General features: G+C 63.1%; 28 protein-coding genes. 19 read left to right on the top strand and 9 right to left on the bottom strand.

Going from position 1 to position 25,757, the window contains the following annotated elements; translation table 11 throughout:
* Positions 1-118 precede the first annotated feature (118 nt).
* Positions 119-880 (top strand): SOS response-associated peptidase, encoded by a 762-nt coding sequence (locus tag NKH99_RS06540; protein WP_352927431.1) that lies wholly within the window; start codon positions 119-121, stop codon positions 878-880.
* Between the two features lie 57 nt (positions 881-937).
* On the opposite strand, the gene NKH99_RS06545 is transcribed toward NKH99_RS06540, so the two are convergent.
* Positions 938-1,087 carry a hypothetical protein gene (locus NKH99_RS06545; RefSeq protein WP_023677745.1) on the bottom strand — a complete coding sequence of 50 codons (150 nt, stop codon included), beginning with the start codon at positions 1,085-1,087 and terminating at the stop codon, positions 938-940.
* Positions 1,088-1,500: 413 nt separating this feature from the next.
* Between NKH99_RS06545 and cysS the strand changes: the two genes are divergently transcribed.
* From cysS to NKH99_RS06590, 9 genes are all read left to right on the top strand, one after another.
* Positions 1,501-2,970 (top strand): cysteine--tRNA ligase, encoded by a 1,470-nt coding sequence (gene cysS, locus NKH99_RS06550; protein WP_352615885.1) that lies wholly within the window; start codon positions 1,501-1,503, stop codon positions 2,968-2,970.
* Complete coding sequence (locus tag NKH99_RS06555; RefSeq protein WP_352471065.1) at positions 2,967-3,353, top strand: VOC family protein; 387 nt, start codon at positions 2,967-2,969, stop codon at positions 3,351-3,353. The genes cysS and NKH99_RS06555 overlap by 4 nt, the downstream gene beginning before the upstream one ends.
* 6 nt (positions 3,354-3,359) lie before the next feature.
* Positions 3,360-3,851: a GFA family protein gene (locus NKH99_RS06560; protein ID WP_023677742.1), complete on the top strand. Its 492-nt coding sequence runs from the start codon at positions 3,360-3,362 to the stop codon at positions 3,849-3,851.
* Positions 3,848-4,324, top strand: a complete 477-nt coding sequence (locus tag NKH99_RS06565) for a GFA family protein (protein WP_352448982.1) — start codon at positions 3,848-3,850, stop codon at positions 4,322-4,324. The genes NKH99_RS06560 and NKH99_RS06565 overlap by 4 nt, the downstream gene beginning before the upstream one ends.
* A complete protein-coding gene (pip, locus tag NKH99_RS06570) occupies positions 4,321-5,277 on the top strand; it encodes a prolyl aminopeptidase (RefSeq protein ID WP_352471067.1) in 957 nt (318 codons plus the stop codon). Before NKH99_RS06565 ends, pip begins: the two co-directional genes overlap by 4 nt.
* Complete coding sequence (gene cimA, locus NKH99_RS06575) at positions 5,274-6,896, top strand: citramalate synthase (RefSeq protein ID WP_353013303.1); 1,623 nt, start codon at positions 5,274-5,276, stop codon at positions 6,894-6,896. Before pip ends, cimA begins: the two co-directional genes overlap by 4 nt.
* Before the next feature lie 3 nt (positions 6,897-6,899).
* Positions 6,900-7,439: a hypothetical protein gene (locus NKH99_RS06580; RefSeq protein ID WP_352501831.1), complete on the top strand. Its 540-nt coding sequence runs from the start codon at positions 6,900-6,902 to the stop codon at positions 7,437-7,439.
* A 150-nt stretch (positions 7,440-7,589) separates the two neighbouring features.
* Positions 7,590-8,522: an EamA family transporter RarD gene (gene rarD, locus NKH99_RS06585; RefSeq protein WP_352501832.1), complete on the top strand. Its 933-nt coding sequence runs from the start codon at positions 7,590-7,592 to the stop codon at positions 8,520-8,522.
* Positions 8,523-8,970: 448 nt separating this feature from the next.
* Positions 8,971-9,876, top strand: a complete 906-nt coding sequence (locus NKH99_RS06590) for a LysR substrate-binding domain-containing protein (RefSeq protein ID WP_352743309.1) — start codon at positions 8,971-8,973, stop codon at positions 9,874-9,876.
* A 66-nt stretch (positions 9,877-9,942) separates the two neighbouring features.
* Here the strand turns inward: NKH99_RS06590 and NKH99_RS06595 are convergent, their stop codons facing one another.
* Positions 9,943-10,554 (bottom strand): LOG family protein, encoded by a 612-nt coding sequence (locus NKH99_RS06595; protein WP_352501912.1) that lies wholly within the window; start codon positions 10,552-10,554, stop codon positions 9,943-9,945.
* Between the two features lie 114 nt (positions 10,555-10,668).
* On the opposite strand from NKH99_RS06595, the gene NKH99_RS06600 reads away from it, so the two are divergent.
* The 4 genes from NKH99_RS06600 (at position 10,669) to NKH99_RS06615 (ending at position 14,951) form a co-directional block, all read left to right on the top strand.
* On the top strand, positions 10,669-12,174 hold the full coding sequence (locus tag NKH99_RS06600; RefSeq protein ID WP_352921651.1) for a LysM peptidoglycan-binding domain-containing protein: 1,506 nt from the start codon (positions 10,669-10,671) through the stop codon (positions 12,172-12,174).
* Between the two features lie 59 nt (positions 12,175-12,233).
* On the top strand, positions 12,234-12,608 hold the full coding sequence (locus NKH99_RS06605) for an ArsR/SmtB family transcription factor (protein ID WP_352471075.1): 375 nt from the start codon (positions 12,234-12,236) through the stop codon (positions 12,606-12,608).
* Between the two features lie 19 nt (positions 12,609-12,627).
* A complete protein-coding gene (locus NKH99_RS06610; RefSeq protein ID WP_353013306.1) occupies positions 12,628-14,514 on the top strand; it encodes an ABCB family ABC transporter ATP-binding protein/permease in 1,887 nt (628 codons plus the stop codon).
* Positions 14,515-14,603: 89 nt separating this feature from the next.
* The gene (locus NKH99_RS06615) at positions 14,604-14,951 is read left to right on the top strand and encodes an antibiotic biosynthesis monooxygenase (protein WP_352972858.1); all 348 of its coding nucleotides are present in this window, start codon (positions 14,604-14,606) and stop codon (positions 14,949-14,951) included.
* A gap of 5 nt (positions 14,952-14,956) precedes the next feature.
* Here the strand turns inward: NKH99_RS06615 and NKH99_RS06620 are convergent, their stop codons facing one another.
* Entirely contained in the window at positions 14,957-15,787 is an 831-nt protein-coding gene (locus tag NKH99_RS06620; protein WP_353013308.1) for an SMP-30/gluconolactonase/LRE family protein, read from the bottom strand.
* A gap of 299 nt (positions 15,788-16,086) precedes the next feature.
* Here NKH99_RS06620 and NKH99_RS06625 point away from each other — a divergent pair, with 299 nt between their 5' ends.
* From NKH99_RS06625 to NKH99_RS06635, 3 genes are all read left to right on the top strand, one after another.
* Positions 16,087-16,785, top strand: coding sequence for a phosphatidylserine decarboxylase (locus NKH99_RS06625; RefSeq protein ID WP_352471078.1), 699 nt, complete (start codon positions 16,087-16,089; stop codon positions 16,783-16,785).
* Between the two features lie 3 nt (positions 16,786-16,788).
* Positions 16,789-17,604, top strand: a complete 816-nt coding sequence (locus NKH99_RS06630) for a CDP-alcohol phosphatidyltransferase family protein (protein WP_023677728.1) — start codon at positions 16,789-16,791, stop codon at positions 17,602-17,604.
* Between the two features lie 224 nt (positions 17,605-17,828).
* Positions 17,829-18,092 (top strand): hypothetical protein, encoded by a 264-nt coding sequence (locus NKH99_RS06635; protein ID WP_352471079.1) that lies wholly within the window; start codon positions 17,829-17,831, stop codon positions 18,090-18,092.
* Positions 18,093-18,213: 121 nt separating this feature from the next.
* On the opposite strand, the gene NKH99_RS06640 is transcribed toward NKH99_RS06635, so the two are convergent.
* Together NKH99_RS06640 and NKH99_RS06645 are read right to left on the bottom strand one after the other, a co-directional pair.
* A complete protein-coding gene (locus NKH99_RS06640) occupies positions 18,214-20,436 on the bottom strand; it encodes an AMP-binding protein (RefSeq protein ID WP_353013310.1) in 2,223 nt (740 codons plus the stop codon).
* A 155-nt stretch (positions 20,437-20,591) separates the two neighbouring features.
* Positions 20,592-20,999 (bottom strand): tautomerase family protein, encoded by a 408-nt coding sequence (locus NKH99_RS06645; protein ID WP_352540794.1) that lies wholly within the window; start codon positions 20,997-20,999, stop codon positions 20,592-20,594.
* A gap of 114 nt (positions 21,000-21,113) precedes the next feature.
* Here NKH99_RS06645 and NKH99_RS06650 point away from each other — a divergent pair, with 114 nt between their 5' ends.
* Complete coding sequence (locus tag NKH99_RS06650) at positions 21,114-21,968, top strand: LysR substrate-binding domain-containing protein (protein ID WP_352501842.1); 855 nt, start codon at positions 21,114-21,116, stop codon at positions 21,966-21,968.
* A gap of 196 nt (positions 21,969-22,164) precedes the next feature.
* On the opposite strand, the gene NKH99_RS06655 is transcribed toward NKH99_RS06650, so the two are convergent.
* Positions 22,165-23,073, bottom strand: a complete 909-nt coding sequence (locus NKH99_RS06655) for a DMT family transporter (RefSeq protein ID WP_502900004.1) — start codon at positions 23,071-23,073, stop codon at positions 22,165-22,167.
* Between the two features lie 320 nt (positions 23,074-23,393).
* On the opposite strand from NKH99_RS06655, the gene NKH99_RS06660 reads away from it, so the two are divergent.
* Complete coding sequence (locus NKH99_RS06660; RefSeq protein ID WP_352471081.1) at positions 23,394-23,900, top strand: OsmC family protein; 507 nt, start codon at positions 23,394-23,396, stop codon at positions 23,898-23,900.
* Between the two features lie 34 nt (positions 23,901-23,934).
* On the opposite strand, the gene NKH99_RS06665 is transcribed toward NKH99_RS06660, so the two are convergent.
* From NKH99_RS06665 to NKH99_RS06675, 3 genes are all read right to left on the bottom strand, one after another.
* On the bottom strand, positions 23,935-24,156 hold the full coding sequence (locus NKH99_RS06665; RefSeq protein ID WP_023677720.1) for a hypothetical protein: 222 nt from the start codon (positions 24,154-24,156) through the stop codon (positions 23,935-23,937).
* Positions 24,157-24,286: 130 nt separating this feature from the next.
* Positions 24,287-24,916 (bottom strand): hypothetical protein, encoded by a 630-nt coding sequence (locus NKH99_RS06670; RefSeq protein WP_353013312.1) that lies wholly within the window; start codon positions 24,914-24,916, stop codon positions 24,287-24,289.
* A gap of 80 nt (positions 24,917-24,996) precedes the next feature.
* Positions 24,997-25,737, bottom strand: a complete 741-nt coding sequence (locus NKH99_RS06675; RefSeq protein WP_254820236.1) for an SDR family NAD(P)-dependent oxidoreductase — start codon at positions 25,735-25,737, stop codon at positions 24,997-24,999.
* Between the last annotated feature and the right edge of the window lie 20 nt (positions 25,738-25,757).

The raw sequence follows: 25,757 nt of genomic DNA on the forward strand, positions 1-25,757 counted from the left end.
TCGGATCGCTCGATTGGCATAGCCCGTTGTGGACCGGCCGCCGGCGAACAGCTTTAGCGGTTGCGAAAGGCGGATTCCATGGCCACTTTCACATGCCACCAATTCGAGAGCTGAATTCATGTGCGGACGCTTTGCTTTGACGGCCACTCCGGACCAGACCGCCGCCTTTCTCAGCCTAGCGGAACTTGAGGAGTTTCCGGCCCGCTACAACATCGCGCCGACGCAGCCGGTGCTGATGGCGTTCGCCGGATTGCCACAGGCGCCGGGCTCGAACCTGCCCGACCGCCGCTCGATGCTGGTGCGCTGGGGCCTGATCCCGGCCTGGGTCAAGGATACGCGTAACTTCCCGCTGCTGTTCAACGCGCGTTCTGAGGGGGCTTCGGAAAAGGCGTCGTTTCGCGCTGCCATGCGCCATCGCCGCGCCCTGGTACCGGCTTCGGGATTCTACGAATGGCACCAAACCGGTGGCAGAAGAGGGCAGCCCTATTGGGTGCGGCCAAGGCATGGCGGGCTTGTCGCCTTCGCCGGGCTGATTGAGACCTATGCTGAGCCGGGCGGCTCGGAAATGGACACCGGCGCTATTCTGACCGCCCACGCCAATGCCGATACTGCCCATATCCACGACCGCATGCCGGTAGTGATCCACCCCGAGGATTTCGCGCGCTGGCTGGATTGCCGCACGCTCGAGCCGCGCGACGTGGCCGATCTGCTGAGACCCGCCCAGCTCGATTTCTTCGAAGCGATCCCGATTTCCGACCTCGTCAACAAGGTCGCCAATACCGGGCCGGAGATTCAGGAGAAGGGCGTCGTCGAGCTTGAGCCCGACAAGGTCAAGCGCCAGAAGTCCGGCGCGAACGACAGTCAGATGAGTTTATTTTAGCAAAAGCTACTATTACTGGTTCGCCGTGAGCGCCTCAAATCTTTCCCGACGGCATTCTCAGGCAGCGCGCGGCGAAACGATTTTCTGCGCCGGCTTCTTCTTCTTCGCGGTGTGCAGAAGAGCTGCGACGATTGCTGCCGGGCCGATCGCCCGGTAATGGCTGGCGAGCGCCGGTTGCTTGGCGCGGTTGGATTCTTGCTTAGGCATTGTTCTCTTCCCTGGTAACGTCTTCGTGTCTGCGTTTGCTGGCCGAATCCGACCAAATCGTGACGCTTGCTGATCTAGCCGGCGAATGTTTCATCACAGTGCCGACCTGTTTAATAAAATGTTTCAGTGGCTCAATTCCTGTGAGCCAACGATATTTTTGGCGAAGGTAGCGACTTGACGGCAACACCGGGCAAGGCGATAAAGCCGGCCATGAGAACGTCTTTCGCCATTTGTGGCATTTGCATTATTGGCTAGCCTCGCGCTGGTCCTGGACGTTTTCGCCTCATCTCCTCCCAGATTGGACAAACGCCCCGGCCAGCAGGCTGGAGCCGATTCGCGCCTCGGCGTAACCGACTCCATCCAGAGCACGATCCCAAAAGGTCATGCCAAAGTAACGCACCGGGAACGCACGTATGTCTGACGCATCGAAGAGCCTGCGCCTCTACAACACGCTAACGCGGAGCAAGGAGGATTTCTTCCCGATCGATCCGCGCAACGTGCGCATGTATGTCTGCGGCCCGACGGTCTATGACTTCGCCCATATCGGCAATGCGCGGCCGGTGATCGTCTTCGACGTGCTGTTCCGCTTGCTGCGCCATCTCTACGGGCAAGCGCACGTCACTTACGTCCGCAACATTACGGACGTCGACGACAAGATCAACGCTCGCGCGCTGCGCGATTTCGGCGGCGAAATTGCATCGGGCAAGCTGTCGCTGAACGAAGCGATCAGGCGGGTCACCGAAAAGACCGCCGGTCAGTTCCACAAGGACGTCGCGGCGCTCGGTTGCCTGGAACCGACGGTCGAGCCGCGCGCCACCGAGTTCGTCGAGCCCAGGCCCGACGGCAAGGTCGACATGATCTTCTTGATTCAACGCTTGATCGAACGCGGCCATGCCTATGTCGCGGCTGGAGAAGTCTTGTTCGACACCGCTTCCATGCCGGATTATGGGCAGTTGTCGAAGCGCAATCTCGATGAGCAGCAGGCCGGCGCCCGCGTCGCCGTCGATGAGCACAAGAAGAACCCGCAGGATTTCGTGCTGTGGAAATTGTCTTCGCCCGAAGAGCCGGGCTGGGACAGCCCGTGGGGCAGGGGTCGGCCGGGCTGGCACATCGAGTGCTCGGCGATGTCGGCCGCCTATCTCGGCGAGGTGTTCGATATCCATGGCGGTGGTCTCGACCTGATCTTTCCGCACCACGAGAACGAGATCGCGCAATCGCGTTGCGCCCACGGCACCGAAACGATGGCCAAGATTTGGATGCACAACGGTTTCCTGCAGGTCGAGGGCCAGAAGATGTCCAAGAGCCTGGGCAATTTCTATTCGATCACCGAATTGCTGGAGACGGATACCTTTGGCGGCCGCAAATGGCCGGGCGAGGTGCTCAGGCTGGCGATGCTGATGACGCACTATCGCGAGCCGATCGACTTTTCCGTGCGCAAGCTGGAAGAGGCGGAGAATACGCTGCGCAAATGGAAGCGGGCGGCCGATCTGGCGCCGCCGACGGCAAAGCCGGTGCCGGCGGATGTGATCGAAGCGCTGTCGGATGACCTTGCCACCTACGCCGCATTCCAGTTGCTGACGCAGTTGGCTGGTGATGCTGTTGATTTCAACGCAGGTAGCGGCAACGCAGCCGCCGAAGACAACGATGCTGCCGCTTCACTGAAGGCATCGCTTCTGTTCCTCGGCTTCGACATCGCAACAGCCAAGGTGGATGAAGACGCCATTGCCAAGGCGATCGCCAAACGCCTCGCGCTGATCGCCGCAAAGAACTGGGCCGAGGCCGACCGCATCCGCGACGAGTTGCTGACGCAAGGCATCCAGTTGAAGGACGGCAAGGACCCCGTCACCGGCGAACGCATCACCACCTGGGAGGTAAAAAGATGATCGATCATCTCGGCATCACCGTTTCGGATTTCGACGCGTCGAAGGCTTTTTACGACAAGGCGATGGCGCCGCTCGGCGCCGCGCTGCTCTACATGGTGCCGCAGGAATATACCGGCGGCGCCAAGGTCGGCGGCTACGGCCGCGACCGGCCGGTGTTTTGGCTGCATGCCGGCAAGGACAAGCCGAAGGATCATCAGCATGTCGCGTTCACGGCTCGCAGCCGCGCCGAGGTCGATGCCTTTCACGCCGCGGCGATTGCCGCCGGCGGCAAGGACAATGGCCGGCCGGGCCTGCGCCCGCACTACCATCCGAACTATTATGGCGCTTTTGTTTTCGATCCCGACGGCAACAATGTCGAGGCGGTTTGCCATGCCCCGGAGTAGTGCGCGATGAGCCTCGACAACAGACCAGTCTATACAGGCGGCTGCCAGTGCGGCGCGGTGCGCTTCCGCGTCGAAGGAGCTCTCGGCGATGCTTCCGTATGCCATTGCCGCATGTGCCAGAAGGCGAGCGGCAATTTCTACCTGCCGCTGGTCTCGGTGCGCGGCGCAAGGCTGGACTGGACGCGCGGTGAGCCCAAACGCTTCCGCTCGTCCAACGCGGCTTTGCGCGGTTTCTGTGCCGAATGCGGCACGCCGCTGACCTTCGAAGCGCCCGACGGGGTGGCCCTCGCCATCGCCACATTCGACCACCCCGAGGAGATTGCGCCGACCATCCAATGGGGTGTCGAAGCCAAGCTCCCGTACGTGGATCACGTCCACGAATTGCCAGGTGAGGAAACGATGGCCGACGTCTCGTCGGCCTCCTATCTCGCCGATCTCGTCTCCTACCAACATCCCGACCACGACACCGAACAATGGCCGCCGGAGGAAAAATCATGACCGAAACCGTTCGTACCGGCGGCTGCCAGTGCGGCGCCGTGCGCTTTCGCATCCACGGGGCGCTCGGCCGCCCGTCCATTTGTCATTGCCGCATGTGCCAGAAACAGTTCGGGTCGTTTTTCGGCGCGCTGGTGACAGTGCCGAGCGACGGCGTCGAATGGGTGCGCGAGGAGCCGAGTTACTTTCAGTCGTCGGTCAACATCGATCGCGGCTTCTGCGCCCGCTGCGGCACACCGCTGACCTACCGCCAGCCCGGCGCGCTGGAGATCGCCATCGGCGCCTTCGACGACCGTTCCGATCTGGCGCCGCAGATCCAGGTTAACTACGCAGCCAGGCTGCCTTGGGTCGAGACGATCTTCGACGCGCCGATCCATGACGACCCGGATTTCTACGCGCGACAGGAATCCATCATCTCCTTCCAGCATCCCGATCACGAGACGGCCAACTGGCCGCAGCAGGGCCTGAAATTATGAGCAGCGAATTCCGTACCCTCTATCCCGAGATCGAGGCTTTCGAGTCCGGCATGCTCGACGTTGGCGATGGCCATCAGGTCTATTGGGAGCGCTCCGGCACCAGAGGGGCCAAGCCGGCTGTCTTCCTGCATGGCGGGCCGGGCGGCACCATTTCGCCAAAGCACCGGCGGCTGTTCGATCCGAAGCTGTACGATGTCATCCTGTTCGACCAGCGCGGCTGCGGAAAATCGACGCCTAATGCCTCGCTTGAAGCCAACACCACCTGGCACCTGGTCGCCGACATCGAGCGCCTGCGAAAAATGTGCGGCTTCGACAAATGGCTGGTGTTCGGCGGTTCGTGGGGTTCGACGCTGGCGCTGGCCTATGCCGAGACCCACCCCGAGCGGGTCAGCGAACTGGTCGTGCGCGGCATCTACACGCTGACCCGCGCCGAACTCGAATGGTACTACCAGTTCGGCGTGTCGGAGATGTTCCCCGACAAGTGGGAGCGGTTTCTGGCGTCGATCCCGGAGGCCGAGCGCGGCGACATGATGGCCGCCTACCGCAAACGGCTGGTCGGCAGCGATCCTGTGGCGCAGGTCGAGGCCGCCCGCGCCTGGAGCCTGTGGGAGGGCGAGACGATCACGCTGCTGCCGGAACCGGAAACCAGCGGTCCCTTCGGCCAGGATGATTATGCCCTGGCTTTCGCCCGCATCGAGAACCACTATTTCGTCCATGCCGGCTGGCTGGAAGAGGCACAGCTGCTGCGCGATGCATGGAAGCTTAAGGATATCCCGGGTACCATCGTTCACGGCCGCTACGACATGCCGTGCCCGGCGCGCTACGCCTGGGCGCTGCACAAGGCGTGGCCGAAAGCGGATTTCCATCTGATCGAAGGCGCCGGCCACGCCTATTCGGAGCCGGGCATCCTCGACAGGCTGATCCGCGCAACGGACATGTTTGCCGGGAAATGACCATGGCTCGCGAGCGCCTTTATCTGTTCGACACCACGCTGCGCGATGGTCAGCAGACGCCGGGTATCGACTTCTCCGTTGAGGACAAGATCGCCATCGCCAAGCTGCTCGACGAGTTCGGCATCGACTACGTCGAGGGTGGCTACCCCGGCGCCAATCCAACCGACACCGCCTTCTTTGCCGAGCGTCGCACGGCCGATGCCAAGTTCGTTGCCTTTGGCATGACCAAACGGGCAGGAGTGTCGATCTCGAACGATCCTGGGCTTGGCGCGCTGGTCCAGTCGAAGTCGGACGCCATCTGCTTCGTCGCCAAGAGTTGGGACTACCATGTCCGCGTCGCGCTCGGCTGCACCAATGAGGAGAACCTCGAGGCGATCAAGGCCTCGGTCGAGGCGGCGCTCACTGCCGGCAAGGAGGCGATGGTCGACTGCGAGCATTTCTTCGACGGCTTCAAGGCCAACCCCGATTATGCGCTGGCCTGCGCCAGGACGGCCTACGATGCCGGCGCGCGCTGGGTGGTGCTGTGCGACACCAATGGCGGCACGCAGCCCTCCGAGGTGCGCGCCATCGTCGAAAAGGTGATCGCCGCTGGCATACCGGGCGACCATCTCGGCATCCACGCCCATGATGACACCGGCCAGGCGGTGGCGAATTCGCTTGCCGCCGTGGAGGCCGGCGTCCGCCAGATCCAGGGCACGCTGAATGGCATCGGCGAGCGCTGCGGCAACGCCAACCTGATCTCGATCGTGCCGACATTGGCGTTAAAGCCGGCCTTTTCGGGCCGCTTTGCCACAGGCATTTCGGCAGAGGCGTTGACCGGTATATCGCGCCTGTCCCGCGCCTTCGACGAGTTGCTGAACCGTGCGCCCGAAGCGCAGGCGCCCTATGTCGGCGCCTCCGCTTTTGCCACCAAGGCCGGCATCCATGCCTCGGCGCTGGCAAAGGAGCCGGCGACCTACGAGCATGTGCCGCCAGAGACCGTCGGCAACCGCCGCCGCGTCATGGTTTCGGACCAGGGCGGCAAGGCCAATTTCCTGGCTGAGCTGAAACGGCGTGGCATCGACATGCCCCGGGACGACCATCGCCTCGACGCGCTGATCGCCGTGGTCAAGGAGCGCGAGGCCGAGGGCTATGCCTACGAAGGTGCCGACGCCAGCTTTGAGCTTTTGGCGCGCAAGATGCTGCACGGCCTGCCGGAATTCTTCCGCGTCACTTCGTTCCGCTGCATGGTCGAGCGCCGCTTCGACGCCAACGGCCAGCTGAAGACGGTCTCGGAGGCGATCGTGAAAGTGCTGGTCGAGGGCGAGGAGAAGATGTCGGTGGCCGAAGGCCACGGCCCGGTCAACGCGCTCGACATTGCGCTGCGCAAGGATCTCGGCAAATTCCAGAGCGAGATCGCCGATCTCGAACTGGCCGACTTCAAGGTGCGCATCCTCAACGGCGGCACCGAGGCGATCACCCGCGTGCTGATTGAATCGCATGACGGCACCGGTGCGCGCTGGTGGACGGTCGGCGTCTCCGAAAACATCATCGATGCTTCCTTCCAGGCGCTGATGGATTCGATCGTCTATAAGCTGATGAAGAACCGCGACATGGCGGGCTTGGCGGCGGCGGAGTAAGAAATGGGCTTTTCGATAAGCTGGCTGGGCTTTCGCGGTTACGGGATAAAGGAAGCTGCGGCGTTGTTCGGGCGCGAGATTGGCGATCCATCGGAGATTTTCGAAGCGCCTGTGAACGCCTATGCCAGCGAAAAGAACTGGGCGATCATCATCCTCGATCCCTGCAGCTTTCCGAACCCGCCTCAGCAATATCTGGCCGCGATTTCGCAAGAGCGGGAAATCGTGATCGCGCACATAGAAGAGCATGTAATGTTCGCGCGCGCCGAGCTCTGGCGCGACGGAAGGAACATCTGGAAAGTCTGGCACAGCGGCGACAAGACCGTGCGGGACTTGCATGTCACGGGTGATCTCCCCGCGTCTTTCGAAGCGCTGAAGCAACAGTGTTTTTCAAAGCAGGATGAAGAAGATAGCAAAGGTACAGAGGTCGATCTTGTTTTTGACCTTCCCCTCGATCTTGCGGCGGAACTGACGGGCTTTAGGCACGATGAAGGTTCGCCCGACAACGTCTTTTTCGAACTCAAGGAGAAGCCTGCTCCGCCTTGAGACCGTGTCGTGCCGGGCCTGCAATCACTCTCGCAGACAGCGGCAATTGTTCGACGTTTAGCGGTCGTGTTGAACCATCAGCAAGACTCCATTGATCCATCAGCAATTTGCGATGGTTTTGGGCAAGCCGCTGGCGCATAGCCTTGGGCCATGGCTACCCAAGCACTTCAAATCGATGCCGATACCAAAGCTCGTCGCGGCTTCCTGCTGGCGCTCGGCGCCTACCTGCTTTGGGGGCTGCTGCCCTTCTACATGAAGGCTGTCGCGCATCTGCCGCTGGCCGAAGTTATCGCCCACCGCATCGTCTGGTCGGTGCCGATCGCGGCCGCTGTCCTGGTCTGGGCCGGTCGCACTGCCGATTTCAAAGCGGCAGTTCGTTCGCCGCGCATCATTTCGATGGCGGTGCTGACGGCGGCGCTGATCTCGGTCAACTGGGGCATCTATGTCTGGGCGATCGCGGTCGACCGCACCATCGAGACCGCGCTCGGCTACTACATCAACCCGCTGGTCAGCGTCGTTGTCGGCGCGCTGCTCCTCGGCGAGCGGCTCGACCGCCTGCAGATCGCGGCGGTGGTGCTGGCGGCAATCGCGGTCGCGGTGCTGACCATCGACGCCGGCAAACTGCCCTGGGTGTCGCTGGTGCTGGCCTTTTCCTTTGCCGCCTATGGCTTCTTCCGCAAGACGCTGCCAATCGGCCCGAGCCAGGGGTTCCTGCTTGAAGTGCTGCTGCTGTCGGTGCCGGCACTCGGCTACATCATCTTCCTGATCGCCACAGGACAGGATCATTTCGTCTCCAGCTCGCTGAACGACACCGCCTTGCTGATCGGCTGCGGTCCGGTCACCGCCGTGCCTCTGCTGTTGTTTGCGTTCGGCGCCAGGCTGCTGCGCCTCTCCACCATCGGCATCATGCAATATATCGCGCCGACGATCGTCTTTTTGATCGCGGTGCTGATTTTCGGCGAACCTTTCGGCAGTGTTCAGGCCATAGCCTTCGGGCTGATCTGGGCGGCACTGGCGATGTACTCCTGGTCGATGGTTTCTTCGGCGCGCAAGACCGTTTCCGCATCAGCTCGAGCCGCGTAACGAAGAAAGGCGGCTGGCCGGTCTTAATGCCGGCAGCCGCGTCTTTCACGAGCGCTCAGCGCTTCGGCCCGAAGCCGGGATATGGCTGCAGCGGCACGACGGCGGCAATATCCATCATGCCGGCCCTTGACCAGCGGCAAAGTTGCAAGATCGTGGCGCACGTCGGCATCGCTGCCGGCTTCGAACATCATGCCGCTGCCGGGAATGTCGCCCCGATTCCACACCTGACGCACGGCCGCCTTCGGCATAGAGCGTGCGGCGCTGCTCGGCCTCGCCAGGCAGCAGCGGCGCGAAATCGGCGTCGGTGAACTTTTCGGTGTTGCGCGCTAGAAGGGCAAAGAACTGCATCGGAATCTCCTGATGTTGGCCGTTGGAATGGCGGAAATATTCGCTTCTGCTGGCCAGACAGTCCAAGACTGATTAGGCTAAATTTGAGACCTCACGGGACTTGAGCATCGAAGCAACAATGTTCGACCTGCGCCAGCTTCGCTATTTCATCACGGTGGCCGAAACCGGCAACGTCGGGCGTGCCGCCGAATTGCTGCACATCTCGCAGTCGCCGCTCAGCCGTCAGATCATTCAGCTGGAGGAGCAGCTGGGCGTCGCACTGTTCGAGAGGGCGAGGCAGCGTGTTCATCTCAATGCCGAGGGCCGCGCTTTTCTTGCCGAGGCGCGTGCGCTGCTGGCCCATGCAAGACGGCTGGAGGAGCTCGGCCGCAATCTCGCCAGCGGTACGGTCGGCCGTCTCGCCATCGGTTATGTGGAAGGTGCGGTCCATGCCGGGCTTGTCGCTCGGATGCTGCGCCAGTTTCGCCGCGACCGGCCCGAATTTCATCTTCAACTTAAGGGTCAGCGTTCCGCCGCCCAGATCGAAGCGCTGCGCGAACGATCGCTCGATCTGGGCCTCGTCTACACGCCTCCTCCTGCCGACGATCCCGACATCGCCGCCATGCTCATTATGCGCGAGCCGCTGGTTCTGGCGATGCCGGAAGGCGATCCATTGGCAGAAATCGCGGAGATACTGCCGCAGCAACTGGACGGACGCACCTGGATCACGGTGGTGCGCCAGCCTGACGACACCAACCGCAGCCAATTTCTCGCCGCCTGCGCGAAGGCGGGCTTCCTGCCCGACATTGCCTATGAGACGACCGATCCGTTGACGTCGTTGGGCCTGGTCAGCGCCGGGCTTGGGCTGGCGACGGTGCAGGCCAGCCTGCGGAGTGCCGCGCCGCCTCAGACCGTGTTTCGCGATCTGCCGTGGTTTGAACGCACCGTCTCGATCCATCTCGCCTGGCGGCGTCAGGACAAGCGTGCGGTCATCGGAGACTTGAGGAAGGCAGTAGGCAAGGAGTGAATAGTGAATAGTGAATGGACAGGCGCCGGTTTGGAAAGTCTTCTACTTCACCATTCACCATTCACTCTACATCTTATCAATCACCGACTGCACACCCTCCGTCGGTGCATCGACGGAGGATCCCGCCACCATGATAGCGGCGACGATTGCTTCCGGATCCTCGACCACCAGCGGCTTGACCCGTTGCGCCGTGTGGATGAAGCCCTCCGTTGCCATGTGGTCGAGCAACGCCAGCATCGGATCCCAGAACCCTCCGACGTTGCCGAAGACGATCGGCTTGCGGTGATGGCCGAGCTGCGCCCAAGTCATGATCTCGACGATCTCCTCGACCGTGCCGATGCCGCCGGGCAACGCCACAAAGGCGTCGGATTTCTCAAACATCCTGTGCTTGCGCTCGTGCATGTTGTCGGTGATGACGAGCTCGTCGAGCCGGTTAAGCGCGGTTTCGGTCGCCTCCCGGTTGATCAGAAAGCGTGGAATTATGCCGGTTACCTTGCCACCGGCCTTCAATGCCCCTTCAGCGACGGCACCCATGATCCCTTTAGTGCCGCCGCCATAAATCAGACGCAGGCCGGACTTGGCGATCGAGCGGCCAAGCAGGTGTCCGGCCTTGATATAGGTCTCATCTCGGCCCGAGGACGAGCCGCAATAGACGCAGACAGATCGAATCGTGTTCATGTTATGATTGGTGATAGGGACTATAGGCATGGTCAAGCCCCGGGGCGGGCTTTTTCTTGTCGGCTTTGGCAAAACAGGCTAGACCGAAATTAGGTGGCTAAGGGGCAGGGAAACATGGCAATTAATCCATTGAAGGCGTTTTTGTTCGCGGCTGGCGGCTCTGTCGCAGCGGCGGGAACCGCCTATGTATCGGGCGCACTCGACCCGTATCTCAATTCTACCCGGCCTGCGGAGGTCGCGGCGCTGACGCCGCGGGCTTCTAAACCGGCCGCTCCGGCGACCGAGGACCGGCTGCCGCCTGCGTCTGCCGCGTCCACCGATGCGGCAGCGCCCGCCACGCCGGCCACAGCAGGTGCAATCGTGCCGACCTTCGACATCGTGCGCGTCGAAAGCAACGGCTCGATCGTCGTCGCCGGCAATGCGGCGCCCAACGCCAAGGTCGAGATTCTCAACGGTTCGGCTGTGCTCGGCTCGACGGTCGCCGGTCCCGACGGCGCCTTTGCCATTATTCTCGACGATCCGCTGAAGCCCGGCGACTACACGATCACACTGCGCTCGACGGCTGGCAATGTCGTGACCGCCTCGGCGCAGACCGCCGTCGTTTCGATCCCCCAGAATTCCACCGGCCAGGTGCTGGCAATGGTCGAGGAGCCGGGCAAGCCGTCCGAACTGCTCACTGTTCCGGCCCCTCAGGCGAAATCTGACGCCTCGCCGCCTGTCGGCGAACAGGCGGCCGTTCAGCCACCCGCCACCGGCACCGAATTGCCGGCTGCCGCAGCGCCGGCGCCAGCCGCCCCGGCGGCTGATGTTCCAGCAGCGTCTGCTCCTGCCGCGCCGGCCGCTGTTGAAGCCGCGCCGGCTCCGGCAGCGCCCGCCACACCGGCAGCGCCCGCTACTTCCGCGGCGGAGCGGAAGATCGTCGTCGAAGCTGTCGAAATCGACGGCAACAAGATTTTCGTTGCCGGCGTCGCCGATCCCGGCCGCAAGGTGCGTGCGTATGCCAACGATATCCTGCTCGGTGACGCGAAGACCTCGCCCGACCGCCACTTCCTGGTCGAAGCGACACGCGACATCCCGGTCGGCACCTACACCATCCACGTCGATGCGCTCGATGCCGACGGCGTGACGGTGGTTGCCCGTGCGGCTGTGCCGTTCGAGCGCGAGCCTGGTGAGGCGGTTGCGGCCGTGGCGCCGGCCGAGCAGAAGCCTGCCGGGATAAAACCAGCCGAGCCGAATGCTCCGGCGACCGAAGCCGCACCGGCAACGGCCGCCGAAACGCCCGCAACTGCCCCCGCTCCTACAACCGAGGCCCCGGCCGAAATGGCTGTCGCAACGCCTCCGGGCGAAACGCCCGAGACCGTGGCGCCAAAGCTCGAACATGCCGATGGTGCAGTCATCATCCGCCGCCATGACACGCTGTGGCGGATTTCGCGGCGGGTCTATGGCCAGGGCATGCGCTACTCGACCATCTATCTCGCCAACCAGGACCAGATCAGCAATCCGAACCGCATCTGGCCGGGGCAGGTGTTCAAGGTGCCGGAGAAATCGAAGGAAGGCGAGCCCGCCGATCTCAAGGCAATGGGCGACCAGATGACGACGGCGCCAGTCAAGGCCGAATAGCCTTCTGCCCATCAGGATAGCTTGCGGCAGGGCCAGTCATCGTTTATCGCCGATGGACGATGACCGAATCCCCCCTCGTAACGGACCGAAGCCGCGCGGCAGATGAACGCCCGCCGGCCAACTGCACGCCGGCCAACTGCATGCCGGATAGCCGCGCTGTCGCTGTCCGGCTCGCGGCCCTTTCGCATCCAGCGCGGATCGAAATTCTCAAACACCTTTCCGCAAGCCGTTCCTGCTGCTGTCGCGAGGTCGTCGAGCATCTCGACCTGGCGCAGTCCACCGTTTCCCAGCATTTGAAGATCCTGGTCGAGGCCGGGCTGATCCGCTTCGAGCCTGACCGCCAGCGCTCCCGCTATGAGCTCGACCGCGCCGCGCTCGCCGATGTTTCGGCATCGCTGGCCGCGCTGGTCGATTCCTGCTGCTCCGGCCGCTAAAATCATAAGGTAAACAAGAATGGCCGAGAAAACCGTTTCCGCAGATTCCGGCTCGACCTTCAGAACGTTGCGCAATCTCTGGCCCTATATGTGGCCGGCCGACCGCGCCGACCTGAGGGCCCGAGTGGTATGGGCCACCGTACTGCTGGTTGTCGCCAAGCTGACCCTGGTGGCCGGACCCTATTTCTTCAAATGGGCGACCGACGCACTGGCCGGCGATAGCAAATCGCCGCCGCCGCTGCCGGCCCTGCTGCTGGCGCCGGTCATGCTGGTCGTCGCCTACAATGCGGTGCGGCTGGTGCAGCTCGGCTTCAACCAGTTACGCGATGCCCTGTTTGCACGGGTCGGCCAGCATGCGGTGCGCCGGCTCGCCTTCCGCACCTTCGTGCACATGCACGAACTGTCGCTGCGCTTCCACCTCGAACGGCGCACCGGCGGACTGTCGCGCGTCATTGAGCGCGGCACCAAGGGCATCGAGACGATCGTCCGCTTCACCATGCTGGCGACGGCGCCGACAATCGTCGAATTCGCGCTCACCGCCGGCATCTTCGCCGTCACCTATGGCTGGCTATACGTCTTGGTGATCGCGGTCACGGTCTGGCTCTATGTCTGGTTCACCGTCAGGGCGAGCGATTGGCGTATTTCGATCCGCCGTGAGATGAACGAAAGCGACAATGAAGCCAGCACGAAGGCGATCGACTCGCTGCTCAACTACGAAACAGTCAAATATTTCAATAACGAAACCATGGAGGCCGAGCGGTTCGACCGGTCCACGGCGCGCTACGAGTTGGCGGCGACCAGGACCTGGACCTCGCTTGGCTGGCTGAACTTCGGCCAAGGTGTGATCTTCGGTATCGGCATGACCGTCGTCATGGTGATGTCGGCGCTCGAGGTGAAGGCGGGCACACAGAGCGTCGGCGATTTCGTCTTCGTCAACGCCATGCTCATGCAGCTTTCGGTGCCGCTGAATTTCATCGGCATGATCTACCGCGAAATTCGCCAGGGCCTGACCGACATCGAAAACATGTTCGATCTGCTCGACGTCAAGCGTGAGATCGTCGATCGGCCGGGCGCCAAGCCGCTGGTCGTCGATGCCGGCAGGGTCGAGTTCCGCGACGTACATTTTTCCTACGACCCCAACCGCAAGATCCTGAAGGGCATCAGCTTCGAGGTGCCAGCTGGCAAGACGGTGGCCATCGTCGGCCCCTCCGGAGCCGGCAAGTCGACCATTTCGCGGCTTTTGTTTCGCTTCTACGACATCCAGCGCGGCAAGATTCTGATCGACGGCCAGGACATTCGCGACGTGACGCAGGAGAGCTTGCGCGCTGCCATCGGCATGGTGCCGCAGGACACGGTGCTGTTTAACGACACCATCGCCTACAACATCCGCTACGGCCGCGTCGGCGCCAGCGAGGAGGATGTGCGCAAGGCGGCAGAATTGGCCCAGATCGGACCGTTCATCGAGCGGCTGCCCGACGGCTATCGCTCAATGGTCGGCGAGCGCGGATTAAAACTGTCCGGCGGCGAGAAGCAGCGGGTGGCGATTGCCCGCACCATTTTGAAGGCACCGCCGATCCTGATGCTCGACGAGGCGACCTCGGCACTGGACAGCCACACCGAGCAGGAGATCCAGGCGGCACTCGACCTGGTCAGCCAGGGCCGCACCACCCTCGTCATCGCCCATCGGCTGTCCACAGTGATTTCGGCCGACGAGATCATCGTCCTGCAGGATGGCCAGATCGCCGAGCGCGGCACCCATGTCGCCTTGATAGCCAAGCGCGGCCTTTATGCATCGATGTGGGACCGCCAGCGCGAGGCAAGCGAGGCCGAGGAGCGGCTGCGCATTGCCCGCGAAAGCGACGAGTTCGGCGTCATCGTCCGCCGCCGCACCTCGGAGGTGAGCTGAAAATTCGTGCTTGACCTCAACTTAAGTTGAGATCGTAGGCCGTTTTGGATCGCAGCAAGATGCGTCGTTCAAAAACGGAGACAATCGATATGAATGGGATAAATCAGGCAGTTAGTGGCGGCAGTGTATTCCGGGTGGACAAGTTTGTCGTTCCGGCCAACGCCCGCGAGGAGATTCTTGCCAAGGTCCAGATGACGCATGATTTGCTGCGCCAGCAGCAAGGGTTCGTCCAGGATTTCCTGCTCGAGCAATTCTCGGGGCCGGGGGAGTTCAACCTCGTAACCATTGTCGAATGGGAAGGGCAGGCCGCTGTCGACAAGGTCGTGCCGATCATCAAGGCTGCGCATGAGCGCAGCGGCTTCAATCCTCAGGAGACCATTGCGCGACTTGGCGTCAAGGCCGATATCGCCAACTATCAGCGGATTCCCGGGGTGTAAGCTCTCTACGGCCAGCCGGCGCCCGGCGCAGTAGCGTCGACGCTGAGCACTTGGCCGGTACGGGCATCGCTGATCATATGTTCGAAGCCGCGCCATTCGGCGGCGACGATGAACAGCGTTTTTCCCTCGCTGCCGCCGAGCATGCAGGCAAAGCAGCCGCGGTCGACATCGACGCTTTCGAGCATCGCGCCGCCCTCGCGCACCCGCACGCAATGCCGGTTCGGAACGTCGGCATACCAGGCCGCACCTTCGGCATCGAGGCAGATGCCGTCGGGAAAACCGTTGCCGAGATTGGCCCAGATCCTGCGGTTGGAAAGGCCACCATCGGCAGCGATGTCGAAGGCGGTCAGCCGGTTGGCGTGGGACTCGGCAACGACCAGCGTCTTGTTGTCGGGCGTCACCGCCATGCCATTGGCGAAGGCGAGGTTCTCAGCCACCTGCTGAACCGAGCCGTCAGGCGCGACCAGCACGATGGCGCCGGGGCCGAAATGCTGGCCGGGACCCGGAGCAGGCCCACCACCATTGACATAGATGTTGCCGCGTCCATCGATGACGATCTCGTTCCACGGGCTCTTTGATAGTTGTCTCAGATCGGCATGGGTGACCAATGTCCCGTCTGCCTCCTGCCTGAGGATCAGCCCTTCGCGGCCGGACACGACAAGCAGGCGCCCGTCCGGCAGCCAGTCAATGGAATAGGGCAGGGTGGCCGGCACGGTGAGCGCGATCTCGCTGTTGCCTAGGGCGTCAACTGCGATGATCTGGCCTGTGCCCCAGTTGCAGAACCACAGCCGCCCATTGTGCCAGCGCGGTGACTCGCCGAAGGCCAAGCCGTTCATCACCACTTGCACTTGCCTAAGTCCTGATTTCTGCATGGGCCGAGAACCTCCAGATTTGCGCAAAATCGTCATGGCCGAAAGGCCATGAGAGGCGCTGTCTTGCCAAGGACGGGCGGGAGTGCTGCGTTCCGACAATCGCAATGAACATTTCCGGTTGATCACTTCGGCAGTCCGGATGCTGCTAACGGCATCCTGAAACGGCGGTGACCGCCACCCCCGAGCGCTCTCATTGTCGCGTTGCGACCGCGGGGTGTTTCCGCTATTGAGGCCGGACTTGGAACCAAGGTTGCCCTCATCCCATGAGCCTCGTTGACACGATCAAGAATGCGTTCGTTCCGATCCACCGCGAGGGTTATCCCTTTATCGCTGCGTTCGGCACGGCGACGCTCTTTCTTGGCTATTTCTCCTCGACCCTGTTCTGGATCGGTCTCATCCTGACGGCCTGGTGCGCCTATTTCTTCCGCGATCCCGAGCGCGTCACGCCGATCGACGACCGGCTGGTTGTCAGCCCGGCCGACGGCATCGTCTCGGCGGTTGGCCCGGCCGTGCCGCCGCGCGAGCTTGGCCTCGGCGGCGGCGAAATGACCCGCATCTCGGTATTCATGAACGTCTTTTCCTGCCACGTTAACCGCTCGCCGGTGCGTGGCCGCATTTCCAGGATCGAGCATCGACCAGGAAAATTCCTCAACGCCGAGCTCGACAAGGCAAGCACCGAGAACGAGCGCAACGGGCTGGTCATCGAAAGCCCCAATGGAACGGTCGCCGCGGTGCAGATTGCCGGCCTGGTGGCGCGGCGCATCGTCTGCTGGGCCGAGCCCGGCGGCGCCATCGGCACCGGCCAGCGCTTCGGGCTGATCCGCTTTGGCTCGCGCGTCGATGTATTCCTGCCCTCGACCGCGACGCCGCGTGTCGCCGTCGGTCAGACCGCGGTTGGCGGTGAGACGGTGCTGGCGGAATTCGGCGGCGTTGCCGCAACGCCGCTCGTGCGGGTCTCCTGACCGGTGGCGCCGCCGTTCAAGAAATTCGAGGCGCATGGCGGCGGTGGCCCGCGCATTCGCGAAATCCCGATGCGCATGGTGCTGCCCAATCTGGTCACGGTGCTTGCCATCTGCGCCGGCCTGTCCGGTATTCGCTTCGGCTTCGAGGGCCGCTTCGAGCCAGCGGTGGTGATGGTGCTGCTCGCCGCCTTCCTCGATGGTATCGACGGCCGTCTAGCGCGAATGCTGAAGGCGACTTCCAAATTCGGCGCCCAGATGGATTCGCTGGCCGATATCGTCAATTTCGGCGTGGCACCGGCGCTGGTGCTCTATGCCTTTCTGCTCGACAGGGCAGGTTCGCCGGGCTGGATCGCCGCGCTGCTGTTCACCATCGCCTGTGGGATGAGGCTTGCCCGTTTCAACGTGCTCGACGAAGAGCTCGACCGTCCGCAGTGGCAAACCGAATATTTCGTCGGCGTGCCGGCGCCGGCGGGTGCGGTGCTTGTAATGCTGCCGCTCTATCTGTTCTTCCTCAGGCTTGGGCTTGAACCCAGCCGCCTGGCAGCCTTCATTGCCACCGGCTTTACAATATTGGTGGCGTTCCTGCTGGTCAGCAGACTGCCCGTCTATTCCGGCAAGAGCGTCAGGATACCGGGCGACAGGGTGCTGCCGATCATCCTCGCAGTCGTCCTCTACGTCCTGCTTTTGATGACCTATCCCTGGTATACGCTGACGGCCTCGGTTGCCGGCTATCTGGTCTTCTTGCCGTTCAGCGTGCGGGCCTATTCGAGACGCGCCAAGCGCGAAGGCGAGAAGGTGCCGTCCTCGGATATTGGCTGACGGATTTGGTGCCAGTTCGCGTTGCGCCTGGCAGTGCATGATTCCAAAAAGGCTCGCAGAGCACGCGGCGCTGTGGAACGCACCTCAAAAACCCCGTTTTCGGAACTTGCTGGGCGGCTAGACCGTTTGTGTTGGTAGGTCCGCCTGAGCGGCTGCTCGTGATACGTCGTCAACGTAGCGCAAGCTGCCGCATCGGGCGCAGAACCATCGGAAAACGAGGAGAAATGGCTGTCATCCTCATCGGCGCGTTACTGACTGTCGCCGGCCTCGTGTATATGGCGATTGCGGCCATCATGCGCGGGCGGCTTAGTGAGCCGGCCGCTGTCTCCACCGCGCCGGACAGTCCGACGCCCAATCTCGCAACACCAGGTCCGACTCTGGAGCCGCGACGACGCGGGCTCCGTTTTCTCGGCCTGTCGCAGAACTGGCCGGGCCTGCTGATGATGGCCGTCGGAGTCATTCTGCTGTTGTCGGTGGTAGTCCTCTAATGCATTCGCGCAAAAGTGTGCAGCGGTTTTGCGATAACGACATGCATAAAAACAAGAATCTAAAGCGCGTCGCACAAGGCCGGTCGAACGCGACGCGCTTTAGAGTTCTCGACAGCAAACCTCAGGCGGCTGCGCTCAGTCCCAGCCTCTCGAGCGCCAGCTTTTTAGTCGAGACATAGTCGGTCTTGCCGGAGCCCAGTACAGGGATCTCCTCGACCTTGACGATGTCGTTCGGCACCATCAGTTCGGCCGCGCCGGCTTTTTTGCCGAATTCGCGCAATTCGTCGGGGTCGGCATTGTCGGCGGTGGTGACCAGAACGAGGCGCTCGCCGCGCCGCTTGTCCGGCACTGCCACCACGGCGTGATGCTCTTCCGGCCACAGCGACTGCACCAGCATCTCGACCGCACCAAGCGATACCATCTCGCCGGCTATCTTGGCGAAGCGCTTGGCGCGGCCGCGAATGGTGATGAAGCCTTCGCGATCGACCGAAACGATATCGCCGGTGTCGTGCCAGCCTTCGAGCGGCTGCAACTCGCCAGGCCGGTCGCCGGTCATGTAGCCCATCATCAGGTTCGGCCCGTCGAGCCACAGCCGGCCGGCGTCGCTGATGCCTTCGACCGATTCGAGTTTCATGCGCATGGCCGGCAGCAGCCGCCCGACCGTTCCGTCGCGGCCGTGGATGGCGGTGTTGACGGCAACCACTGGTGCGGCCTCGGTCAAGCCAAAACCTTCGATGATCTCAGCCTGGAAGCGCTCGCGGTAAACCCGGCGCGTCTCCGGCTTCACCGCCTCGGCACCGGCCACGACGAAGCGCAGGCTGGAAAAATCGCCGTCCTTGGCGGTGCGGGCATAGTTGGCGAGGAACGTGTCGGTGCCGAACATCACCGTCGGCCGGACCTTGCGCGCCACCTCCGGAATAAGTTTGTAGTGGAGCGGTGACGGGTAGAGGAACAGCTTTACTCCGGTGACCAGCGGCAGGATGGTGCCGCCGGTCAGCCCGAACGAGTGGAACACCGGCAGCACGTTGAGCAGGATATCGGCCGGCGAGATGGTGATGCGAGCTTCCGCCTGCATCGCATTGGCAAGAAGGTTCCGGTGCGACAGCACCACGGCCTTGGGCGTGCCTTCCGAGCCGGAGGTGAACAGGATCACCGCCGGCTTGGCTGCGTCCTGGCGCTGCAACGGCCAGCGCCACAGCAAGCCGGCTGCGGCCTTGTCCAGCACGGTCACGCTTGCGCGGACATCCTCCAGCCACAGCAGTTTCGCCCCGCCCTTTTCCACCGCCTCGACGATGTCGGCGAGGTTGGCCTTTTCGACAAAGGCGCGTGAGGAGACCACGGTTCGGATCATCGCCGTGCGGACGGCGGCGGTGACGCTGGCCGGGCCGGCGGTATAGTTGATCATTGCTGCCACCCGCGCAGCCGACAAAAGTCCGACGAACGACAGCACGACGCCATTGGCGTTGGGCAGGAGCAGCCCAACCGCTTCGCCCGGCGCTGTTATTGCCTCGAACCGTCGGCCCAAAACCCTGGCGCCGATGAACACTTTCCGGTAGCTCAGGGCACCGCCAATGACGTCCTCGATTATTGGGTGCGAAGCGCCAACACGGTCGGCCGCATCGCGCATGGCGAGGAACAGCCCTCGGTCGAGATCACTGCCGAAAAGCCTGGCCTCGGCGAAGCGATCAAACAGCGCATTGGTGTTGGAGGCCTGATCTGGGTTCCGCGCCACCAGCTCGGCGATGGTCATCGGCTCCAGCGCGCTGATCGACAGCTGCGGAAACCAATGGCGCGGCGCCTTGTCCGCCGGCGTCAGCGAGGCCGGCAGGCTGCGTGCGCCGGCAACGAAGACCGGCACGATACGGGCGTCGGCCTGCATGGCGATACGGGTGATGGCGCGAAACAACCGAAACGACTTGACGTCTGGCTCGACCGCATCCGGCAGGTAAACGGCGAGCCGGCCCTTGCCCTTCAGCACCCGCACCAATCTGCGGCTGACGAAGACATGCTCGGCGTTGAAGGCGATGGTGCGGCCGAGCTCGCGCCACGGCTCCAGCCACGGCGATCTGGCCGAAGCCTGGTCGAGGATGTGCAGCGTATCCTCCGGCAGCAGCGACAGCATCAGCGCCGGCTCGATGCGTGACTGATGCCAGATGACATAGATGACCGGGGCTACCGACCTGCACGCAATCTTGATGCGCTCGTCGCTGATCCGGTAGGCGAGCTTGAACGGCACGTAGAGCAGCGCCTGGCTCAAACGCAGGCCGAGGCGGAACTTCTCCACCACGCCGATCAGCAGCCAGGCCGCGACAAGACCCGCAAGCAGCGCCAGTGTCAGGATCATCGCCGCATCTCCCAACGATCTCACGTCGCGGCTCTTCACCGGCCGCTTCGGGTGAGAACCTAGCCGAAGTTGGATCAACGTCAATGCGGCTCCATTTTTCCCTCTCTCCTATGTTTGATTCGCCTATGTTGATTCGGCTCGGCTGCTTATCGCAGCTACGCCGCTTTCATCCTTCCGCTGATGAAGCGGAATTCCTGCGTCTTGCCGCCAAAGCCATAGGCGGCCGCAGGCACTTCATGCACGAGGGCGTAGCTTTCCTCATGCACCTTACCCAGCAGCCGGCCGAATGCCGCGAAAATTGCCTGCAGATACGCCTCCAGTTCGAGCTTGGTGTTGGTACCGTCGACAACCTTGATGTCGAGCCAGGCCGTGTTGGTGCCATGCTCGGCCAGCGACTTGCCGCCGGCGAACCAGTGCTCGGGGTCGTGATAGGAAATGGCAACAGCTGTGATCGTCGCGTCCTTGCGCAGATGCGTGGCTGTCAGTTCGGTCACTTCCCTGGCAATGGCGGCGGACAAAGCGGCATCGGGCTTGCCGGTAACGCTGACATTGATGATCGGCATGTTTCTTCTCCTCGGTTTCAAGCGGCGCCTCTTCGCCGTCGAGAAAATCATGCCATCGTCCTTTGATCAAAAAAATAGAATTGTTTTTGATAAACACTTTGATAGCATCGAATTATGCAGTTGTTCGATCCCGACCTCCTCAAGACTTTCCTCGCTTTCGTCGATGGCGGTTCCCTGGCGCGGGCCGCGTCGATCGTCGGTCGCTCGCCGTCCGCAGTGACCGCGCAGATGCAGCGGCTGGAGGATGTTGTCGGCGAACCGCTGCTGGTGCCGCAGGGGCGAGGGCGCGGCCTGACGCCGGCCGGCGAGGATCTGATCGTTCACGCGCGTCGCATCCTTGCCGCGCACCGCGAGGCGTGGCTGGCCCTCAAAGGCGCGCACGCCGACGGGCGCGTCGCCATCGGCACCACGCAGGATTTCGCCGACAGCGGCTTGCCGCAGCTTCTCAGGGCTTTTGCTGTCAGCCATCCGCGCGTCAGGATCGAACTGCGCGTCGGCCGTTCCGCCGAACTGGCGCAGGCTTTGCAGGCCGGCACCCTTGATCTGGCCATTGCCATGCGGCAGGTGCCGACACGGGACGAAGTCGGTGTGCTCAAGGAACCAATGATCTGGCTTTGCTCACAGAACGGGCTGGCCACCCGCCACGACGAACTGCCCCTGGCGCTGCTCGATCCCCATTGCGGGTTTCGCGAAGCGGCGACCAGTGCACTCGATGCGGCCGGCCGTCGCTACCGCATTGCTGCCGGCAGTGCCAGCCTTGCCGGCCTGCGTACGGCGGTGCACGCCGGCATCGCCTTGACGTTGAGGACGGCGCGCTTCGCTCATTCCGGCATCGTCGAGGCGCCGAGCGATCTTGATCTGCCGCCGGTGCCGGTCGCCGAATTCGCCGTCCGCTTGCGTGAGGATGCCGACCGGCCGGCGCAGGATCTGGCAGCGTTGTTCAGCGGCAACCTGGCCTTGGCCAATTGAGCCAGCAAAGAAAAAGCCGACCTTGCGGTCGGCTTCTGAGTAGGACGGGCCGAGGGGTTTGGGGGGACTTGGGGTGGCCCGTCGCAGCCATAATGCCTGAGCCCTATGATGGTTCCATGACTTTTCAAATTAATTTTCAGGACCGGATTTCTCGTGATCGGACCACCAACTCGCGCTCGGACGCGGCGAGGATTGATCATGCATCCGCTGCGCGCTGCCTGGCCATCAGCCAGTCGCGGCCGGCGTGAGCGAACACCGCGCAAAGCACGATGGCGCCACCGACCATGCTGGCTGCCGGCGGGATCTCCGCCAGGAACAGGAAGGCAAACAGGATCGCGAATGGCACTTCAGCTGAACCCAGCAATCCGGACTCGGCCGCCGGAATAAGCCGGGTGCCCTCCGTCCACAGGATCGAAGCCAGCGCGAACGAGGCGCCGAAGGTGGCCAGAAGCACAGCGTCCCTGGCCGAGACAGCCAGCGGATCGGCGACGAACCAGCCGAGCACGAACAAAAGGAATGCCGACACCGCACCCGCCCACACCACCGGCGTGTCGCGGAAGGCGCGCACCATGATCATGTAGAGCGCGCTGCCGATCGTCATCAGCAGCGCCAGCCCGTCGCCGAACAAATGGCCGGTGCCGAAGCCGGACCAGACCATGATTGCCACACCGCATAATGACACAGCGGCGGCGGCAAGCGTCTGCAGCCGGAACGGCTCGCGGACCAACAGGAGGGCCAGCAGCGCGGTGACGAACGGGGCCGTGGCATAGATGATCGCGACATTGGCGACAAAGGTGAACTTGAACGCCGAGATAAAGGCGATGCTTGCGAGCGCGCCCTCGATCGCCAGCAGCCAGCCTCGCCAGCCGAGCCGCAAGCTGTCGCGACCGCCGGAGCGCTGGCGGCGCCATAGGACATAGAGGCTGATCATGATCGAGCCGACGAAGCCGCGCCAGCAGGTAATGGTCAGGGGGTCGGCATGGATCAATTTGGTCAGCACGCCGGTGAGGCCGAAGACGGCCGCCGATGCCGAGACCAGGATGATGCCGAGGGTACGCTCGCGGGCGCTTTCCACTGTGCATGGCATGTCCAGCGATCCCGTCATCTCACCAGCCTACGCTGCCCTTCCTGACACCATAGTGTCAGCTTGAGGCGTCCTGCATCGAAAACAGCAGGTAGGCAGCCCCGGTGAACAGGATTCCGGCAAGAGCCCGTTCGCGGGTTTTCACGATGGCGATATCGGCCATATGTCCGGCGGCCTTACGAATGTGTTGCGAGAGACGGTGTGATGGCGTTGGATGCTCCCCGTATCGTCAGGCTATACCGGCGAAACCCTGCCAAGCGCTACGCCAGCGGGGACTTGCGTTTGGGCAGGCGGCATCGCCGTTAGGCAGCGAAGCCAGGCAACTATGGGAGAGAAACGAAATGGACGCGATCGCATTGAAGGCCATGCAGGCGCCGCTGAAGGTGGCCTATCGCGACGACGCCTCGCGCGCGCTGATTACTCTCCGCGCCAAAGGCTCGATCGACGACCAATCGATCGCCTGCAAGGTCGAGACAGGCAGGGCGATCGCCATTGCCGGGCTGCATCCGGCGACCGGCGGCACCGGGCTCGAACTCTGCTCCGGCGACATGCTGCTGGAGGCACTGGTGGCTTGCGCCGGCGTCACGCTGAAGGCGGTAGCGACGGCGCTGGAATTCAAGCTTGGGGCCGCCACGGTGGAAGCCGAAGGCGACCTGGACTTTCGCGGCACGCTTGGCGTGGCAAAGGATGCGCCGGTTGGCTTCCGCGCCATCCGGCTGACATTTGGCCTCGACACCGACGAGCCGCAGGAGCGCATCGATGCGCTGCTCAAGCTGACCGAGCGCTACTGCGTCGTGTTGCAGACCATCAGCCAGAAGCCGGAGCTGACGGTAAGCGCGCGACGCTGACGATCTCCCCCTCAAGTGGGGAGATCACGCTGTCCTACTGCGCCGACGGCTCCTCGGCGTCGCCCTCGTCGGCGAAGGGCGAGGCGCTCGGCACGCACTGCACCGACCAGCCGGCCGGCGTCGGTTGCTTCTGGTATTCGGTTATGGCGAAGGCGCACTGTTCGCGGGTGTCGAATGTGCTGGGCAGCACGACCATGCCGCCTTGCGGGCCGGCGATCACCAGATACCAGACTAACGCTACGCTCGGTGTCGCCATGAGTATTTCCTCGCTCTGCTTGTTTTGGGAGTCGCACGATCCTAGCAACTCCGGCCCAGCGGCGAAAGCTGGGCCAAAGCGCGGCGTTAAGCCACGGTATCACAGCCACGTGATGTCGGGTCGTTTTGGTTCAGTTCGCCGCAAAACAATAGAACAGGCCGTCGCCGCCGGTGCCCTTCAGCGCTTCCTGGCTGCAGCCACCGCGTGACGCATGCGAGGAATTCCACGATTTGGCGGCTGCCGAGCCATCGAGGCCGGTACGATCGTGATGACCCATCATCGCCACACCTTCTGCTCCGCTCAGCGTCCAGTCGCCGCAGGTCTGGTCGGCTATTTTCGTGCCATCCGGCTTGGAGCCGGTCAACACGTCGTGCCGGTTGGGCGCGTCGCCGCGGCCGTTGACCATTTGGCCCTTTTCGTCGAGTGCCGTCTGTTTGGTGATGGCGTTGGCATCGGTATGCAGGGAAGCGACATCATCGGCGATCTTGACGCCCTTGGCGTTGAACCACGGGCCTTTGCCGATACGGTCGCGTGCATCGGTATCGCTGGTCGAGAGATAGGCGCGCCATGTCTTGCCGGTAACGCCCGCGGCTTCGGCCAGTGAACTACAATGGGCGTCGGCGCCGGCGAGACCGCCGAGATCGGCGCCTTTGCCAGAGCCGACGCTGGTGACGAAAAAGCTCATCGTTGCCTCCTGCGACGACGCGGCGCCGATCACTGCAAGCAGCGCGGTGGCAGTCAAGAGAAGCAGTCTCCGCATATGGTCCTCCGTTTCTCGAATTGTGGCACCCGAACAACGTTGGTGCCGGCGCAATTCTTCCGGCAAAATGCGATGTGTGGCTACTCCGGCTGCCGGTAGGCGACAAAGCGATTGTGCTTGGCCTGGAAGATCAGCCCGGTCTCCTTGAGCGTGGGGCTGGCCAGCGGCACGATTCGCTTGGCGATCTCCGAAGGGTGCGGCAGTGTTTCAGGATCCTCGCCGGGTACGGCCTGCGCCCGCATCGCGGTGCGCGTTGCCCCGGGATCGGCGGCATTGACCCTGAGCGGGAGGTTTTCGGTCTCATGCGCCCATGAACGCGTCATGGCCTCGACCGCCGCCTTCGACGCCGCATAAGGCGCCCAGAAGGCGCGTGCGGAGTGGGCAAGGCTGGAGCTCAGCACAATAGCACGGCCGGCATCGGAAAGCCTGAGCAGCGGGTCGACCGAGCGGATCAGCCGCCATGTTGCGGTGACGTTGATGGTCATCACCTTCTCGAAGGTCTTGGCCTCGACATGGCCGATCGGGGCGATGACGCCGAGCACAGCGGCGTTGGCGACCAGTATGTCGAGCTTGCCCCAGCGCTCGTGGATGGCGCCGCCGAGCCGGTCGATCCCCGCCATGTCGGCAAGATCGAGCGGTACCAGCGTCGCCTGTCCGCCACCTGCCTTGATCTGGTCGTCGAGTTCTTCCAACCCGCCGACGGTGCGAGCAACCGCAATCACATGCGCACCGGCCGCGGCAAGCTCCCTGGCGATGAAATAGCCGATGCCGCGCGAGGCGCCGGTGACGACCGCAACGCGGCCGGAGAGATCGAGGCTCATACGATGGATTCCGACAGGCA

This window comes from Mesorhizobium sp. M0854 (genome assembly GCF_040319815.1).
Lineage (GTDB): Bacteria > Pseudomonadota > Alphaproteobacteria > Rhizobiales > Rhizobiaceae > Mesorhizobium.

What these genes read in the sequence shown, in the direction of transcription:
- NKH99_RS06635 (WP_352471079.1), top strand. Translation starts at nt 17,829, where the DNA reads ATGGCTGTCATCCTCATCGGCGCGTTACTGACTGTCGCCGGCCTCGTG.
- NKH99_RS06555 (WP_352471065.1), top strand. Translation starts at nt 2,967, where the DNA reads ATGATCGATCATCTCGGCATCACCGTTTCGGATTTCGACGCGTCGAAG.
- NKH99_RS06600 (WP_352921651.1), top strand. Translation starts at nt 10,669, where the DNA reads ATGGCAATTAATCCATTGAAGGCGTTTTTGTTCGCGGCTGGCGGCTCT.
- NKH99_RS06670 (WP_353013312.1), bottom strand. Translation starts at nt 24,916, where the DNA reads ATGCGGAGACTGCTTCTCTTGACTGCCACCGCGCTGCTTGCAGTGATC.
- NKH99_RS06620 (WP_353013308.1), bottom strand. Translation starts at nt 15,787, where the DNA reads ATGAACGGCTTGGCCTTCGGCGAGTCACCGCGCTGGCACAATGGGCGG.
- NKH99_RS06595 (WP_352501912.1), bottom strand. Translation starts at nt 10,554, where the DNA reads ATGAACACGATTCGATCTGTCTGCGTCTATTGCGGCTCGTCCTCGGGC.
- NKH99_RS06640 (WP_353013310.1), bottom strand. Translation starts at nt 20,436, where the DNA reads ATGATCCTGACACTGGCGCTGCTTGCGGGTCTTGTCGCGGCCTGGCTG.
- NKH99_RS06560 (WP_023677742.1), top strand. Translation starts at nt 3,360, where the DNA reads ATGAGCCTCGACAACAGACCAGTCTATACAGGCGGCTGCCAGTGCGGC.
- NKH99_RS06650 (WP_352501842.1), top strand. Translation starts at nt 21,114, where the DNA reads ATGCAGTTGTTCGATCCCGACCTCCTCAAGACTTTCCTCGCTTTCGTC.
- cysS (WP_352615885.1), top strand. Translation starts at nt 1,501, where the DNA reads ATGTCTGACGCATCGAAGAGCCTGCGCCTCTACAACACGCTAACGCGG.
- NKH99_RS06660 (WP_352471081.1), top strand. Translation starts at nt 23,394, where the DNA reads ATGGACGCGATCGCATTGAAGGCCATGCAGGCGCCGCTGAAGGTGGCC.
- NKH99_RS06665 (WP_023677720.1), bottom strand. Translation starts at nt 24,156, where the DNA reads ATGGCGACACCGAGCGTAGCGTTAGTCTGGTATCTGGTGATCGCCGGC.
- NKH99_RS06565 (WP_352448982.1), top strand. Translation starts at nt 3,848, where the DNA reads ATGACCGAAACCGTTCGTACCGGCGGCTGCCAGTGCGGCGCCGTGCGC.
- NKH99_RS06615 (WP_352972858.1), top strand. Translation starts at nt 14,604, where the DNA reads ATGAATGGGATAAATCAGGCAGTTAGTGGCGGCAGTGTATTCCGGGTG.
- pip (WP_352471067.1), top strand. Translation starts at nt 4,321, where the DNA reads ATGAGCAGCGAATTCCGTACCCTCTATCCCGAGATCGAGGCTTTCGAG.
- NKH99_RS06545 (WP_023677745.1), bottom strand. Translation starts at nt 1,087, where the DNA reads ATGCCTAAGCAAGAATCCAACCGCGCCAAGCAACCGGCGCTCGCCAGC.
- NKH99_RS06645 (WP_352540794.1), bottom strand. Translation starts at nt 20,999, where the DNA reads ATGCCGATCATCAATGTCAGCGTTACCGGCAAGCCCGATGCCGCTTTG.
- NKH99_RS06675 (WP_254820236.1), bottom strand. Translation starts at nt 25,737, where the DNA reads ATGAGCCTCGATCTCTCCGGCCGCGTTGCGGTCGTCACCGGCGCCTCG.
- rarD (WP_352501832.1), top strand. Translation starts at nt 7,590, where the DNA reads ATGGCTACCCAAGCACTTCAAATCGATGCCGATACCAAAGCTCGTCGC.
- NKH99_RS06580 (WP_352501831.1), top strand. Translation starts at nt 6,900, where the DNA reads ATGGGCTTTTCGATAAGCTGGCTGGGCTTTCGCGGTTACGGGATAAAG.
- NKH99_RS06610 (WP_353013306.1), top strand. Translation starts at nt 12,628, where the DNA reads ATGGCCGAGAAAACCGTTTCCGCAGATTCCGGCTCGACCTTCAGAACG.
- NKH99_RS06655 (WP_502900004.1), bottom strand. Translation starts at nt 23,073, where the DNA reads ATGACGGGATCGCTGGACATGCCATGCACAGTGGAAAGCGCCCGCGAG.
- cimA (WP_353013303.1), top strand. Translation starts at nt 5,274, where the DNA reads ATGACCATGGCTCGCGAGCGCCTTTATCTGTTCGACACCACGCTGCGC.
- NKH99_RS06605 (WP_352471075.1), top strand. Translation starts at nt 12,234, where the DNA reads ATGACCGAATCCCCCCTCGTAACGGACCGAAGCCGCGCGGCAGATGAA.
- NKH99_RS06625 (WP_352471078.1), top strand. Translation starts at nt 16,087, where the DNA reads ATGAGCCTCGTTGACACGATCAAGAATGCGTTCGTTCCGATCCACCGC.
- NKH99_RS06540 (WP_352927431.1), top strand. Translation starts at nt 119, where the DNA reads ATGTGCGGACGCTTTGCTTTGACGGCCACTCCGGACCAGACCGCCGCC.